The organism is Brachybacterium sp. Z12, assembly GCF_014400405.1.
In the GTDB taxonomy this organism is placed as follows: domain Bacteria; phylum Actinomycetota; class Actinomycetes; order Actinomycetales; family Dermabacteraceae; genus Brachybacterium.
Genome location: NZ_CP060496.1, coordinates 2,259,110 through 2,273,272 on the forward strand (window position 1 = coordinate 2,259,110; position 14,163 = coordinate 2,273,272).

Sequence of the window (14,163 nt, forward strand, 5' to 3'; positions counted from 1 at the left end):
TCAGCCGCCGGTGGAGGACCGCTGCTCCACCGTCTCGGCGAGCCAGCTGCCGAGGTCGCAACCCACCTCGACCAGGAGTTCCTGGCCGTTCTCGAGAGCGCGCCGAGTCGATCCGGCACGGAACGTGAGATCCCACGCGCCAAGGATGCCGGCCTCTCGCAGCTGGGCGGTGCTGAGCGTGATGGCACCTGCCACAGCAGCGACCGCCAGCCCACGATCCTGGGCCCGGCGGGCCACCTCGGCCGGTCCCTTGCCGTGCAGGGTCTGCGCATCGAGCTTCCCCTCCCCTGTCACCACGATGTCGGCCTGGTCGAGCAGGGCGTCGACGCCGACGAGCTCGAACACGGCATCGGCTCCGGAGCGTTGGACAGCACCCAGCAGGAACAGAGCGAAGCCGGTGCCGCCGGCGGCTCCGGCACCGGGCCGGTCACGGTGGCTGCCGGAGGGGTCGAGGATCTCGGAGGCCTGGGAGAGCGCGGCATCAGCCGTCTCGATCTCCGCGGCTGCCAATCCCTTCTGAGGGCCGTAGACCGCGGCGGCACCCTCGACCCCGAGCAGCGGGTTGGTGACATCGTTCGCCGCGATCAGGGTGACGCCCTCGAGGGCGGCCAGCGCAGGGTCGAGATCCGCAGTGGTGAGCGAGGGCAGCGCCTCGAGCCCGCCGGCGATCGCGGTGCCCTCCGCGGTGAGCAGCTGGGCCCCGAGGCCCTGGAGCAGACCGGTGCCTGCATCGGTCGAAGAGCTGCCGCCGAGGCCGACCAGGATGGTGTGCGCGCCATCCGAGACGGCGGCACGGATCAGTTCACCCAGGCCGCGCGTGGAGGCTGTGCGAGGAGCGAGCTCCCCACCCGGGAGTGCCTGGAGTCCTACGGTCTCGGCGAGCTCGAGCACCGCTACCTCGTCCTTCAATGCCCAGCGCGCGGCACGAACGGCCCCGGTGGGGCCGGTGACGGTGGCGGTGCGCTCCGTGAACCCTGCGGCGAGCGCGGCGTCGACGGTGCCGTCGCCGCCATCGGCGATGGGGCAGGACAGCAGGCGCAGCTGCGGGGCGGTCTGGGCGATGCCCTGGCGCAATGCGTCCACCACCTGTGCGGCGCTGAGCGTCCCTTTGAACTTGTCCGGGGCGAGCAGCACAGTTCGGGTGGTGGTCATCGGGCGCGAGCCTCTCCTTCGACGGTCAGCGGGATGGCGGTGCCGGTCCCTCGCATGAACCATCCTGCCAGGGGTGGATGCGTACGCGCGGTGATGACCACGCGCACTGTGCCGTCCTCGCTCACGGTGACGTCGACAAGATGGATGTCCTGGGTATTGGTGGTGTCGTGCGGGTAGTCGCGCAGGTGCTCCTCGGCGGCGGTGCGTGCGGAGCCGGAGTGGATCGCGGCGCCGTCGCTCGCGGAGTAGAGCCGGGCGGGATCGACCGCCTGTGAGGCGGCCAGTGCGGCGCTGTCGGCGGTGTGCTGCAGTCCGTTGCGCTCGAGGTGGACCCCGGTGATCGCGGTGCCGGCGGCGATCACCAACAGGATCACCACCAGCACCCCGGTGGTCAGGATGGTCATCGATCCGCGGGCATCGGCGAGACGCGCTTGGAGGGAGCGGGAGGGGAGCTGCATCAGTTCCCCGCCCGGTATTGGTCGACCTGCACCACGTGGGAGGCCCCGACGGCCACGGGCCCGGTGTCTCCCAGGATCGGTCCCAGGCCCGGGACCGGGACCGCGATGCGCACCTGCGCGGTGACGGATCCTCCGGGGGTGGCGCAGGGGTCCTCGCTGCAGCTGATCGTGGCGACGTCCTGCTGCGACAGACCGTGATCCTCGAGGACCATCTCGGTGTGGCGCGCAGCGCGCTCGGAAGCGCGCTGCGGAACGCGCTCGGTCGCGTGGATCCGGGCCACATCCCGGGAGATGGTGTCCGCAGCGAAGACCGCTGCCTGGACATTGCCGAGGGTGAGCACCAGGTAGAGACAAGGGATCAGCAGCGCGGCGGAGAGCACCACGAACTCGACGATCGCGTTCCCGTCCTCCTGCGCGAGCGCGTCACGGATCGCGACCTCTCCAGTGCGGCGCCGCCCGATCACATCGACTCCTCGTCGAGTGCTCGTCCCGCGACCGACAGCGTCCCGCTGGGCCCGTACAGCCCGACCAGCGGGAGGGTGGCGGTGACGTGGACATGGATCGTTCCGTCGGCCGACTGCGTCGCCGTCGCCGCTGCATCGAGACCGTTGCCGAAGCGCTCGTCGATGAGGCGCTCTGCACGCTCTGCGCCGTCCTGGGGTGTGGAGCCCACCAGTGCGGCATGGTGGGCGCCCTGGACCGCGGCGTCGACCAGCGTGTTCCGGGTGTGGACGATCAACGCCGCCTGCACGATCAGCAGCCCGATCATGACGATGAGCACGGCGACCATCGGGAACTCGGCCACTGCTGCGCCATCATCCGCGCGCAGCCGGCGCAGCAGTCTCCGCTGCGCGGCACGATGCCGTGCCGGAGCAGGGCCCGGTGTCACCCGGTGCCGTCGTCCGATGTTCTTCATGAAGGTCCTCGAGGTGCCGGGAGGTCAGAGGCTGCCGCCGAGGAATGGCGCCATCGCGTTCTGGAAGATCTGGACGATCTGCTCGGAGGCGACGGCCCACAGCGCCACCACGATCCCGGCCGTCATCAACGTGATGAGCACCCATCCGGGGACATCTCCTTGATCGGAGCCCAAACGGGTGAGGATCCGCTGCATGACCGTGCGCCTCGATGGCTGCTGCGGTGCCGATGCGCTGCGCAATGCGGCGCGACGGGTGCGGTGGAGTGTGGTGCGGTGGACAGTCATATCGGCCTCCTCGGCTGACGGTTCGGAGCAAGCTCCGGTCTGTGTGATGGACGGTGCGGATCGGGGATGGGGAGAGGACTTCGTGAGGCGGTTCAGAGACTGATCTCCAGGACGGCGAGACCGGGGAAGATCGCGAAGAGGATGACCAGGGGCAGGACGAAGAACACCACGGGTACGAGCATCATGATTTCCCGCTGCCCGGCTGTCTCCATGAGCTCCCGTTTCGCCGCTTCTCTCGCGTCCTGGGCCTGGGCGCGCAGCACATCGGCGAGCGGGGTGCCGCGCTCGATGGCGATCGCGACTCCCTCCCCGAAACGGCTGAGGGATTCCAGCGGTGTCCGCGAGCCCAGCGATGCGAGTGCCTGCGAGATGCTCGTACCGGCCCGGATATCGGCGACGGTTGCCGCGAATTCATCGGGAAGAGCACCTGAAGAGGTCCGCGCGACGCGCTCCATCGCAGCGATGGGGCTCTCGCCCGCAGCGACCGCGAGGGCCAGCAGGTCGGCGACGGTCGGGAACTCCCGTGCCATCCGAGCAGCTCGGCGCTTGATCTCCGCCCCCAGCAGGTAGTCGCGCAGAAGCACCCCGCACACGGCTCCGAGGACGACGAGGACCAGACCGAGCAGAAGACTGCTGTCCCGCAGTCCGATCGCCGCTATCGCCACCACGACGCCCATCGCCAGGCCCGCCGCGCCGAACGCCACCTGTTCGACACGGAAGGAGTCCGCGGAGGTGCGTCGGCCCGCGAGGCGGAGTCGGCGTTCGAGCTGCTCGGGACCTCCGGTGAGCCTCTCGAGCACGCTCAGCACCCGGATCGCGATCGGCCCCATCAGATTCTCCAGAACCGTGCGCGTGCGGCTCGCCGTGCTCGGTGCCGCGAACAGCGATGCCGAACGCGAACGGCGCAGGTACGGGTCGACCCTCGTGGCGAGATCTCGCGCCCGTAGCCAGGGCAGCTGCCAGACGATGAGGGTCAGCCCGATCCCGAACAGGAGCCCGAGCACGATGCCGGTGATCGCGGTGCCGGAGCTCGTCATCGCAGGACCCTCTCATCCTGTGGGAGCCGAGCGATCTGCAGCATGACGCGATACGCGATGAAGGAGACGCCAGCACCGACCGCGATCAGCACCAGGCCCATTGTGGAGTCATAAGCCTGCGCTGCCTGGGGGCGGGTGGCCATCAGGCCCAGCACGATCCACGGTGCCGCCAGAGCCAGCCGCGCCGCGTTGACCGTCCAGGACTGCCTGGCCTCGAGCTCTGCCCGGGTCCGTGCATCTTCCCGCAGGAAGGCGGACAGCGTGCGCAGCAGGCCGCCCAGATCGGTGCCTCCCACGTCCCGGGTGATCCGCAGTGCTTCGACGATCCTGTCCCCCACGGGATCGGCCAGGCGGATCTTGAGGCGGTCCAGACAGCTCGCGAAGTCGCCGCTGGCCTGGTAGTCGAGCGAAAACTCCGTGAACGCGGGCCGGAGCTCCTCCGGTCCCTTGCGGCTGAGCTGGACGAGGGCTTCCGGGAGCGACAGACCGGCGCGGATCGCGGAGTTCACATGGTCAACGGCTTCGGGCCAGACCTCGCGCATGGCCGTGGTGCGGCGGAGTGCCGCCGAGCGGAGCACGAGCACCGGCAGCGCGGAGGCGCCGATGCCGATCGCCAGCGCGGGCACCACCGCGCCGGAGATCGCCCACAGGATGGTGGCGACCACGAGGCCCAGGCCCGCGCTGAGCGCTGGCACCGCTGCAGGCGGGACCGTGTCGAGTCCGACCTTGATCAGATCGTCGCGGAGCCGGTCCAGCGCCCTCGTGGCGGCTCCCCGTCGAGGCGCTGTGTTCTCCTGCTCCCACATGGACCACCAGATCGAGAGCAGACCGAGCCCGATGACCAGCCCCAGGAAGGCACCGTCGCTCATGCAGCCAGCCTCTGCCCCAGCAAGCCGGACAGGTCGAAGCCCGCGCGGGCGAAGCGCTCAGGGTGGGGCGGATGCCCCTCCCCCGCACGAGCCGGTCCCCACGCTGCGAGAAGATGTCGGAGACCTCGATGGTCTCGTCCTCGACCCGGCCGCTGAGACCCACGATCTCCCTGACCCGCCGGCGCCCGTCGGCGAACATGTCCAGGTGCACCACCAGATCGATGGCGCTGGCCACTGTCGGCACCACGAATCTGCTCGACACGTTCTCCCCGCCAGCAGCGGCAGGGTGCAGAGCTTGGTGATGGCATCGCGTGCTGAGTTCGCATGGATGGAGGCGAGCCCGGGCAGGCCGCTGTTGAGGGCGATCAGCATGTCCAGGCTCTCCGCTTCCCGTACCTCGCCGACGATGATCCGGCTGGGGCGCATCCGCAGAGCCTCCTTCACCAGGCGGCGCATCGAGATCTCCCCTGTGCCTTCGAGGTTCGCCTGGCGGGTCTGCATCGCCACGACGTCACGCAGGGCGAGGTTGAGCTCGAAGACCTCCTCGATGGTCACCACACGTTCCCGAGCACCCACCGACTGCGCGAGACAGCGCAGGAAGGTCGTCTTGCCCGCTCCTGTGGCCCCGCTGGCGACCACGTTCAGCCCGGAGGCGATCGCGGCGTCGAGAAAGTCGGCGGCCTGCTGCGGGAGGGACCCGAGAGTCACCAATCCCTGCAGGTCATGGGCTTTTGCGACGAACTTCCGAATATTGATGGCCCAGTGGGACCGGGTCACGCTGGGGATGACCACGTGCAGTCGGGAGCCGTCGGGCAGCAGAGCATCCACGAAACGGTGTGCTCATGTCCAGCCGGCGGCCGCTGCTGACCAGCATCCGTTCGACGATTCCTCGCACCTCGACGTCGCTGAGCACGATCGTGGTCAGTTCGCTGCGCCCGTTCCGCGCGACGAAAACCTGCGAAGGCGAGTTCAACCAGATCTCCTCGATGCTCGGATCGTCCAGCATCTCCTGCAGCGGCCCGAAGCCGCCGATCCGGGCGGCGATCTCGGCGACCATGGTGTCGTCGTCAGCGCGCAGCACCGGGACCTCCCCGGAGGAGGAGCGGCGGTCGTAATCGGTGACGACTTCGCGGATGAGCGGTTCGAGCTGGTCGGCGTGCACGTCGAGGCCACGGCGGCGTATCAGCTCGCGCGACTCGCTCTCGATGATGGTGGCGGCGTCCATCCATTCCCCTCCCGGCCCCGTCCGGCCGGCTGCAGTCCCCTGTGTGAGGTGGCGCACCTCGCGCCCCTGGTCACTCTAGGGCGGATCCGCTGGAATCTCTCCCCACTCCCAGCGAATGTGGATAACTCTCCCTGCGCGCGCTCATGGCAGGATGACAGCTGTCCGTGAGCCACCCCGACCTCAGGAGACTCCTCATGGCCGACTCCACCGCCCAGGGCGATGACACCCCTTCGATGTCCGGCACCACTGTGAAGTACATGGCCAAACGAGTGCTGACGGAGTTCATGCGTGATGGCGGCACGGATCAGGCCGCCAAGCTCACCTACTTCATGGTGCTCTCGATCGCGCCCACGCTCCTGGCGCTGTTCTCCCTGGCCACGCTGCTGCTCTCCGATCTCACGGACGAGATCGCGCAGCTGATCACCGAGGCGATCGAATCGGCGGCCAGCGGTTCCGAGCTGGGGGCCGGCGATGCGGTCCAGTCGACGGTGGAGTCCCTGATGGGCTCTGCGACCGGCGGCACCGTCGCGCTGATCATCGGTATCGCCACCGCTCTGTGGTCCGCCTCGGCGTACATCAAGGCCTACGGCCGGGTGGCGAACCACATCTACGAGGTTCCCGAGGGCCGTGGTCCGATCCGGATGAACGCGACCATGCTCGCGCTGACCGTGGCGATGATCCTGGGCATCCTGATCGTGATGGTGTCGGTGCTGCTGAACGAGACGATCGTGGACAGCCTGCTGGGCCCGATCGCCTCGAACATCGGCGCCGAGGGCGCGCTGACATTCCTGATGAACTCCTTCCTGCCGATCTGGGCCTGGGCCAAGTGGCCGGTGATCCTGGTGATCGCCTTCGCGCTGATCTCGCTGCTGTACTGGGGCGCACCGAACATCGACAAGCCCTTCCGCTTCATCTCCCCGGCGGGGTGTTCGCGATCCTCGGGATCGGCGTGGCGGCAGTGGCCCTGTCGATCTACATGGGCACGGTGGCCGGCTACTCGAGCTACGGCGCGATCGGCGGCATCATGGCGGTGCTGTTCGCCCTGTGGATCATCAACATCGTGATCATCATCGGCGCAGAGGTGGACGCCGAGTACGAGCGCGCTCACGAGCTCGAGGCCGGAAAGCCGGCCGAGGACTCCCTGGCGCTTCCGATGCGCGATTCTGCGGGCGCCGAGAAGGCCGAGGCCAAGCGCGAGCAGATCATCGACGAGGGCCGCGACATCCGCCTGCGCAACCTCCACCACGACGCCGAGGCGTACACCGGGGAAGATGCCCGGCTGACGCCGCGGCAGGGAGTGCCTGTCGTCGATCCCGACGAGCCCGAGGCACCGACCAAGGACTCCTGAGATGTGCGGGCGCTTCGCGTTCTTCCAGGAGATCGAACCGCTGGTGGCAGATCTGGGCGCCGTCGACCTCACCAACCCGCATCTGCGCAGCAGCTGGAACATCCCTCCCACAGCCCCGATCCATGTGGTCACCGAGTCGATCGACAAGGAGACCGGCGGGGTGCTGCGGGCCCTGAGGATCGCGCGCTGGGGCCTGCTCCCGCCGTTCGCGAAGGACCTCTCCTTCTCCTCCCGCGCTTTCAACGCCCGCCGGGAGACCCTCGCGCAGAAGCCGAGCTTCCGCGGGAGCCTGGGCCGGTATCGGGCTCTCGTGCCGATGGACGGCTACTACGAGTGGGTGCGCGATGAGAAGGGCGGCCGCAAGCAGCCGTGCTTCATCTCCTCCGCCGACGGCTCCCCGCTGCTCATGGCCGCGCTGGTCTCCTGGTGGAGGGGGCCGGGAGGGCATGAGGGACCTGCAGCGAGCGACGACGGCGCCTTCTTGCTGAGCGCCACGATCATCACCCGCGAGGCGAGCGGTGAGCTCGCCCGGATCCATGACCGCACCCCGGTGATGCTGCGCCGCACGGAAATCGACGGCTGGCTCGACACGGCGATGGATGACCGCCACGCCGCCCAGGAGTGGATCCTCGAGGACGCACACCTCCTCGACGATGCGACCCTCTCTGTGCGCGAGGTGGACCCCGCGGTGGGGAAGGTCGGCAACGACGGCCCGGAGCTGCTCGAGCCCCCGCAGACCCTGCTGTGATCCACATGATCCGACCGCAGTCTGACGCGCCGGAGGCTCCTGCGACCGTACGCTCGTGACCATGACCGACGGATCCGCGCAGCTGCCCGACGTGCCCCGGCGGCGCGTCCGGCTCAGCGACCCCTTCCGCTGGATCATCGAGAATCCCGGGAAGGTCGATCTGATCGGCTTCGGCGGCGCGGCCCTTCTGCTGCTGATCTTCTCCCTCGGCACCCTGTCCACCGGCTGGTGGACGCTCTTCTCGGTGCCGATGGTCGCCGCCGGTGCGCTGTGCCGCATCCGGCCCTTGCATGGCGTGGTCGTCATCGGCGGCCTCGCTGTGCTGCACGTGGTGGTCAACGTCCCGGTGGTGCTGGGCGATGTGATGACGTTCTATGCGATGTTCTGCGCCGTCGCCTACGGCAGGCCGCTGGTGCACGGCCTCGGTGTCGCGGCGGGGATGCTCGGCGTCTTCGTGCAGGCCGCTTATTGGGGGATCGATGCTCTGCGTTCGGAGTACGGCGGTCCCCTCGAGGCCCTGATCAGCTTCGTCGGCCTGGTGCTCATCGGCACCATCACCGTCGTGGCGGTGTGGGCGCTGGCGAACCTGCAACGGGCCCGGGTGCGGCAGCTGGCCCTCACCCGTGACCGCGCCGAGCAGGCGCTGCGCGAGCGCGAGCAGCGCACCGCGCTCGCGGTCGCCGATGAGCGTGCCCGCATCGCGCGCGAGATGCACGACGTGGTCGCCCATTCCCTCTCGGTGATCATCGCCCAGGCCGACGGCGGCCGCTTCGTCGCCGCGCAGAAGCCGGAGAAGGCCGCTGAGGTGCTCGGCACCATCGGCGAGACCGGCCGCGCAGCGCTCGCCGACATGCGTTCCCTGCTGGGCGTGCTGCGGCAGGAGGACGAGACCAGCTTCGGCCCCCAGCCGGGACCGGAGATGCTGCCCGAGCTGATCGGGCGGGTGCGCGCCGCAGGCCTGCCCGTCACCCTCGATATCGAGGGCTCGCTCGAGGATCTCCCCCAGCGCTGGGGCTCTCGCTCTTCCGCCTGGTGCAGGAGGCCCTCACGAACGTCCTCAAGCACGCCGGGCCCGGCTCCACCGCCGCCGTGTGCATACACCGTGGTTCGCAGCAGCTCAAGGTCGAGGTGCTCGATGACGGCCAGGGCACCGACCCGGCCTCCGACGGGCTGGGCCATGGGCTGACGGGGATGCGCGAGAGGATGGCCGTCCTCGGCGGCACCCTGCAGGCCGGTCCCCTGCCCTCCCGCGGGTACCGGGTGCGCGCCTCGGTCCCGCTGACCGCGGCGTTGGCGCCTCTCGCCGATCGCTCCGCACCTCCACCCTCCCCCGCCCGTCTTCTTCGAGGAGAACCCCGATGAACGATCCGCTCGACCGCCCCCTGCGCATCGCCCTGGTCGACGACCAGCCGCTGGTGCGTGCCGGCTTCGCGATGGTGATCGACTCGCAGGACGACATGGAGGTCGTCGTCCAGGCCTCCGACGGGCAGGCCGCCGTGGAGGAGCTGCGCGCACGCACCGTGGACGTGGTGCTGATGGACGTCAGGATGCCGCGCAAGGATGGCATCGAGGCGACCGCCGAGATCCTCGCGCAGCTGCCGGTGGACCGTGCCCCGAAGATCATCGTGCTGACCACCTTCGATCTGGACGAGTACGTCGTCTCCGCGATCCGTGCGGGTGCCAGCGGCTTCCTGCTCAAGGACGCCCAGCCCGAGGATCTGCTGGGCGCGATCCGCACCGTGCACCGCGGGGATGCGGTGATCGCGCCGTCGGCCACCCGGCGGCTGCTGGAGCGGGTGGTCCTCACGCCGGAGCCGCAGGAGAAGGACACCTCCGTGCTGGCCCCGCTCACCGAGCGGGAGCGCGAGGTGCTCATGCTGATGGGGCGAGGATTCTCCAACCGGGAGATCGGGGCCGAGCTGTTCGTGGCCGAGGCGACCGTGAAGACCCATGTGGGCCGCGTGCTCTCCAAGCTCGGCGCCCGTGACCGGGTGCAGGCTGTGATCATCGCCTTCGAGACCGGCCTGGTCGCCACCGGCGGCGAGTGACCTGCACGGTCCGGATCAGACCACGGTATGACACCGGGATCGCTGCGGTCTGAACATCGGCACCGATCACGCGACCGCAGGGGGGACGACGCGCACGGTGCCCACGCCGGAGGATCGACGATGACAGCTCACCGCCTCGCGAAGGAACCTGATGACCGCCTCACCCCAGGCCGCTCCCCCGACCCCCACCGCCGCCGACGCCCCGGCGATCATCGCCCGCGGGATCACCCGCAGCTACGGCACCGGAGCCGGCACCGTCACCGCTCTGGATTCCGTGGACCTCGACATCGCCCGCGGCGCGTTCACCGCGATCATGGGCCCTTCGGGGTCGGGGAAGTCGACCCTGCTGCACGTCCTGGCAGGGCTCGACGAGGTCGATCAGGGATCCATCCGGCTCGACGGCACCGAGATCACCGGCCTGTCCGATGACGCCCTGACGCGGCTGCGACGCGACCGGATCGGCTTCGTCTTCCAGTCCTTCAACCTGCTGCCGATGCTGAGCGCCGAGCAGAACATCCTGCTGCCGCTCGAGCTCGCCGGCAAGCGCGTGGACCGTGCCTGGCTCAATACCCTCACCTCCGCCTTCGGCATCGCCGACCGGCTCACGCATCTGCCCTCCCAGCTCTCCGGCGGCCAGGTGCAGCGGGTCGCGATCGCCCGCGCCCTGGTGACCTCCCCAGCGGTGGTCTTCGCCGATGAGCCCACCGGAAACCTCGACTCCCGCACCACTGACGAGGTGCTGGACTTCCTGCGGCTCTCGGTCGACGAGTTCGGGCAGAGCGTCGTCATGGTCACCCATGAGCGCGAGGCCGCCGAGCGCGCCGACCGGATCATCACCCTCGCCGATGGTCGCATCGTCGGCGACGAGGATCTGCGGGGGCAGCGCTGATGGCCCGCCGCACCACCGTGAAGCTGACGCCGCTGCGTCGACACCTCGCGGCAGTCCTCACCATCGCCCTGTCCTGCGCCTTCGTCGCCATCATGGTGCTGGCCGGGAATCTGGTGCAGGCCTCGCTGCGCTCAGAGGCGAGCCAACAGTACGAAGGTGCGGACCTCGAGATCACGCGCGAGCTGAGCGACGAGGAGTGGGCATCCCAGGAACCGCTGGCGGCCCCCGAGGTCGAGGGCGTGGACGAGGTCTGGCCGCAGGTGCAGTACATGATCGAGCTCCGCTCCCCCGACGAGAACTCCTTCCTCGCGGTCGAGATGCTCCCCGCCGGTGCGTCCGGTGATGACCGGCTCGTCGCCGGCGCACCGGCCACCGAGGCCGATGAGATCGTGCTCGACGAGAATGCCGCTGAAGTGCTCGGCGTCGGCGTCGGCGAGACGGTCATCCTTCCCGAGGAGATGGCCCCCGATGCGCAGGAGACGACGCTGCGCGTCGTCGGCATCGCCCGACCCGCCGAAGGCGCAGTCTTCGGCGCCACCCCCACGTGCTGACGAACGAGACCGGCGCCGCCACCCTGCTCGGCCCGAGGGCCGGCACCGACACCCCCACCTGGTTGGCCTCGGTGCCCGAGGGGACCGACCCCGCTGAGGTCGCCGCGCAGGCCACCGGCGGGGACCTGGAGGTGCGCACGGCCACCGAGGCGGAGGACGAGGCTGCCCGCCTCCTCCTGCAGGGCTTCGGGGCGTTGGGGATGCTGCTGGCCGTGTTCGTGGTGATCGCACTGTTCACCAGCGCCGTGGTCATCGCCAACACCTTCGCGGTGACCATCGCACAGCGCACCCGCTCCCTCGCGCTGCTGCGCACGCTCGGCGCCACCCGCTCACAGGTGCGCGGCACAGTGCTGCGCGAGTCGCTGACCGTGGGGCTGCTCGGCGCTGCGGCCGGAATGCTCAGCGGCCACCTGCTGGTGCAGCTCGCCCTCGTGGCGGCCGCCTGGCTGGGATGGCTCGAAGGCATGCTGCTGGTGCCGCTCGGACTCTGGTCCGTGCTGCTGCCCCTGATCGCCGGGGTGGTCACCCTGCTGGCGAGCCTTGCGCCGATGCGAGCGGCGACCAGGGTGGCGCCCCTGCAGGCGCTGCGCCCGGCCCCGCCCGCACAGCGCCGAGGTCTCGGCCTCCAGGGCGTCCTCGGTCTGCTCGCAGTGGCAGGCGGGATCGTGGCACTGGGCGGCGGCACCGCCCTAGCGATGAACGGCATGGTCGGGATCGGGCTCGTCGCCGCGATCGTAGGCGGGGTGGTCAGCTTCACCGGGGTGCTGCTGACGCTGGTGCTGCTGACCCGTCCGCTGTCCGCCCTGGTGGCACGTGCCGCCGGCCAGGTGGGAGGACTGTCTGCCCGGATCGCAGGCGCCAATGTGGCCCGCAATCCGCGACGCAGCGCCGCGACGATCGCAGCACTGCTGATCGGCACCACCCTGATGACGATGATGGCCGTCGGCGCGCGCACCGCGGAGGTGACCCTCACCTCCGAGCTGGATTCACGCCGCCCGATCGACCTGGTCGTCTCGGGCGAGGAGATGCCCGAGGACGCTGTCGCCCGGATCGCCGCGATCCAGGGGATGGATTCCGCGCACGAGTCCGCCCGCGGCGACATCGAGGTGGGGGCCTCCGAGCCGATGACCCTCTACGCGGCCACGCCCGAGGCGCTGACGGAGACCTCCCACCGGCCCGAGATGGTCGACGAGCTCACCGACGGGGTCGTACTGCTGGGCAAGGAGCGCGCCGAGCGCTTCGGAGTGGCCGACGGCCAGGTGCTCGAGATCGACGGCCCTGACGGCACCCTCCATGAGCTGAGGGTGCAGGTCGATGCGAACCTGCAGATGTCGCTGGTGACGCCCGCGACGCACGAGCAGCTGCTCGGCGACCGGGCGCGCCCCGCGGTGCTCGCCGACTTCGCCGACCCCGGCACGCCAGCTCGGGAGGGCGTCGACGGCTACGACCTGATGCGCGACGTGGACGAGCTGACCCAGGCCGAGGGCTACTCCGAGATCCGGGTGGACGCCGGTGGTCTCGAGCGCGAAGGCTATGCGCAGATCCTCGGCGTGCTGCTGGGGATCACTCTCGCGCTGCTGGCGGTCGCGGTGCTCGTCGCCCTGGTGGGCGTGGCAAACACGCTGAGCCTCGGCGTCATCGAGCGCACGTCGGAGAACGCACTGCTGCGCGCCCTGGGCACCACCCGCCGGCAGATGCGGGCGATGCTCGGCTGGGAGGGCGTCCTGCTCGCTCTCGTGGGAGCCGTTCTCGGGCTCGCCCTCGGGAGCCTGTACGGCGTGCTGGGCATCAGCGCCCTGCTGGGTTCGACCTGGCCGGTCTCGATCACGATCCCCTGGGGCCAGCTGGCCCTGGTGCTCGTGCTCGCGATCGTCGCGGGCGGTCTCGCCTCCGTCCTGCCCGGCCGGGCAGCTGCCCGGACCGCCCCGGCCGCGGCTCTCGCCGACGCTGACTGACCCGGCCGGGCCTTGTGCCCGGAACCAGGAAGGGCCCCGCACCGGATCGCTCCGGTGCGGGGCCCTCGCCGCCGCTGGCGCATGCGGCCTGTGCGTCACTCGCCCCGCGAGGGCAGAGGGGTCGAATGCACCAGGCGCGTCAGCAGCACGAAGAGGATGATCGCGAGGACCAGTGCCACGGTGCCCTGCCAGTACATGGAGGCGTTCAACATGCTCGCGCCCACCAGGGCCTGGAACAGCTGCCAGGTGATGCCCCAGCCCAGGCCGAAGCGTCCCCTGACCAGGATCGAGCGGGCGGCGAACCCGAGCGCGGCCGCGAACAGGAGCAGGAAGATCCCGAGGCCGATGCCGAGCCGGGGGTGGAGGGCCCCACCGGAGACCGCGACGAAGCAGTACGCGGCGGCGGAGGCGAGCAGCAGCGCCTCCACGCCCAGCAGCGAGGCGACGATCGGCCGGATGCGCGGGCTCGGGTCCTCGGCGTCGACGGCGCCGCGGGCTCGGTCGTCCGCAGGACCGCGAGGAGAGGAAGTGGTGTCGGTGGGCATGGTGGCACTGTAATCGTCGGGCTCATCCCGGTGTGCACCGCGTTCCGGCCGATCTCCTCAACCACCTTCCGCACCCGGAAGCAACGCCTTCGTGCCAGGCATCACGCGCGTCGCGGCTCCTCGCCGACGGTTGTGGG

14 protein-coding genes and 3 pseudogenes are annotated in these 14,163 nt (G+C 70.0%); 8 read left to right on the plus strand and 9 right to left on the minus strand.

The window, feature by feature from the left end; all coding sequences use genetic code 11:
• The 8 genes and pseudogenes from H3H54_RS11940 to H3H54_RS11975 all read right to left on the minus strand — a co-directional run bounded on the left by H3H54_RS11940 (position 1) and on the right by H3H54_RS11975 (position 5,942).
• Entirely contained in the window at positions 1-1,152 is a 1,152-nt protein-coding gene (locus tag H3H54_RS11940; RefSeq protein ID WP_262424046.1) for a glycerate kinase, read from the minus strand.
• Positions 1,149-1,556: a Tad domain-containing protein gene (locus tag H3H54_RS11945; RefSeq protein WP_262424047.1), complete on the minus strand. Its 408-nt coding sequence runs from the start codon at positions 1,554-1,556 to the stop codon at positions 1,149-1,151. Before H3H54_RS11945 ends, H3H54_RS11940 begins: the two co-directional genes overlap by 4 nt.
• A gap of 53 nt (positions 1,557-1,609) precedes the next feature.
• Positions 1,610-2,074, minus strand: coding sequence for a hypothetical protein (locus H3H54_RS11950; protein ID WP_262424048.1), 465 nt, complete (start codon positions 2,072-2,074; stop codon positions 1,610-1,612).
• Positions 2,071-2,526 (minus strand): TadE/TadG family type IV pilus assembly protein, encoded by a 456-nt coding sequence (locus H3H54_RS11955; RefSeq protein WP_262424049.1) that lies wholly within the window; start codon positions 2,524-2,526, stop codon positions 2,071-2,073. The genes H3H54_RS11950 and H3H54_RS11955 overlap by 4 nt, the downstream gene beginning before the upstream one ends.
• Before the next feature lie 24 nt (positions 2,527-2,550).
• The gene (locus H3H54_RS11960; protein WP_262424050.1) at positions 2,551-2,811 is read right to left on the minus strand and encodes a hypothetical protein; all 261 of its coding nucleotides are present in this window, start codon (positions 2,809-2,811) and stop codon (positions 2,551-2,553) included.
• Positions 2,812-2,903: 92 nt separating this feature from the next.
• The gene (locus tag H3H54_RS11965) at positions 2,904-3,848 is read right to left on the minus strand and encodes a type II secretion system F family protein (protein ID WP_262424051.1); all 945 of its coding nucleotides are present in this window, start codon (positions 3,846-3,848) and stop codon (positions 2,904-2,906) included.
• Positions 3,845-4,717, minus strand: a complete 873-nt coding sequence (locus tag H3H54_RS11970; protein ID WP_262424052.1) for a type II secretion system F family protein — start codon at positions 4,715-4,717, stop codon at positions 3,845-3,847. The genes H3H54_RS11965 and H3H54_RS11970 overlap by 4 nt, the downstream gene beginning before the upstream one ends.
• A pseudogene (locus tag H3H54_RS11975) lies at positions 4,714-5,942 on the minus strand (CpaF family protein). Before H3H54_RS11975 ends, H3H54_RS11970 begins: the two are co-directional and overlap by 4 nt.
• 329 nt (positions 5,943-6,271) lie before the next feature.
• Here H3H54_RS11975 and H3H54_RS11980 point away from each other — a divergent pair.
• The 8 genes and pseudogenes from H3H54_RS11980 to H3H54_RS12015 all read left to right on the plus strand — a co-directional run bounded on the left by H3H54_RS11980 (position 6,272) and on the right by H3H54_RS12015 (position 13,481).
• Positions 6,272-7,290, plus strand: a pseudogene (locus H3H54_RS11980) (YihY/virulence factor BrkB family protein).
• A 1-nt stretch (position 7,291) separates the two neighbouring features.
• The gene (locus H3H54_RS11985; RefSeq protein ID WP_262424053.1) at positions 7,292-8,038 is read left to right on the plus strand and encodes an SOS response-associated peptidase; all 747 of its coding nucleotides are present in this window, start codon (positions 7,292-7,294) and stop codon (positions 8,036-8,038) included.
• Positions 8,039-8,747: 709 nt separating this feature from the next.
• Positions 8,748-8,864: pseudogene (locus tag H3H54_RS11990) on the plus strand (histidine kinase dimerization/phosphoacceptor domain-containing protein); the annotation flags it as partial.
• A gap of 206 nt (positions 8,865-9,070) precedes the next feature.
• The gene (locus tag H3H54_RS11995) at positions 9,071-9,400 is read left to right on the plus strand and encodes an ATP-binding protein (protein ID WP_262424054.1); all 330 of its coding nucleotides are present in this window, start codon (positions 9,071-9,073) and stop codon (positions 9,398-9,400) included.
• Positions 9,397-10,086, plus strand: a complete 690-nt coding sequence (locus H3H54_RS12000) for a response regulator transcription factor (RefSeq protein ID WP_262424055.1) — start codon at positions 9,397-9,399, stop codon at positions 10,084-10,086. Before H3H54_RS11995 ends, H3H54_RS12000 begins: the two co-directional genes overlap by 4 nt.
• Before the next feature lie 151 nt (positions 10,087-10,237).
• Complete coding sequence (locus tag H3H54_RS12005; RefSeq protein ID WP_262424056.1) at positions 10,238-10,975, plus strand: ABC transporter ATP-binding protein; 738 nt, start codon at positions 10,238-10,240, stop codon at positions 10,973-10,975.
• Entirely contained in the window at positions 10,975-11,526 is a 552-nt protein-coding gene (locus H3H54_RS12010) for an ABC transporter permease (RefSeq protein ID WP_262424057.1), read from the plus strand. Before H3H54_RS12005 ends, H3H54_RS12010 begins: the two co-directional genes overlap by 1 nt.
• Positions 11,520-13,481 (plus strand): FtsX-like permease family protein, encoded by a 1,962-nt coding sequence (locus tag H3H54_RS12015; RefSeq protein WP_262424058.1) that lies wholly within the window; start codon positions 11,520-11,522, stop codon positions 13,479-13,481. Before H3H54_RS12010 ends, H3H54_RS12015 begins: the two co-directional genes overlap by 7 nt.
• A gap of 95 nt (positions 13,482-13,576) precedes the next feature.
• Here the strand turns inward: H3H54_RS12015 and H3H54_RS12020 are convergent, their stop codons facing one another.
• Complete coding sequence (locus tag H3H54_RS12020) at positions 13,577-14,026, minus strand: hypothetical protein (RefSeq protein WP_262424059.1); 450 nt, start codon at positions 14,024-14,026, stop codon at positions 13,577-13,579.
• Between the last annotated feature and the right edge of the window lie 137 nt (positions 14,027-14,163).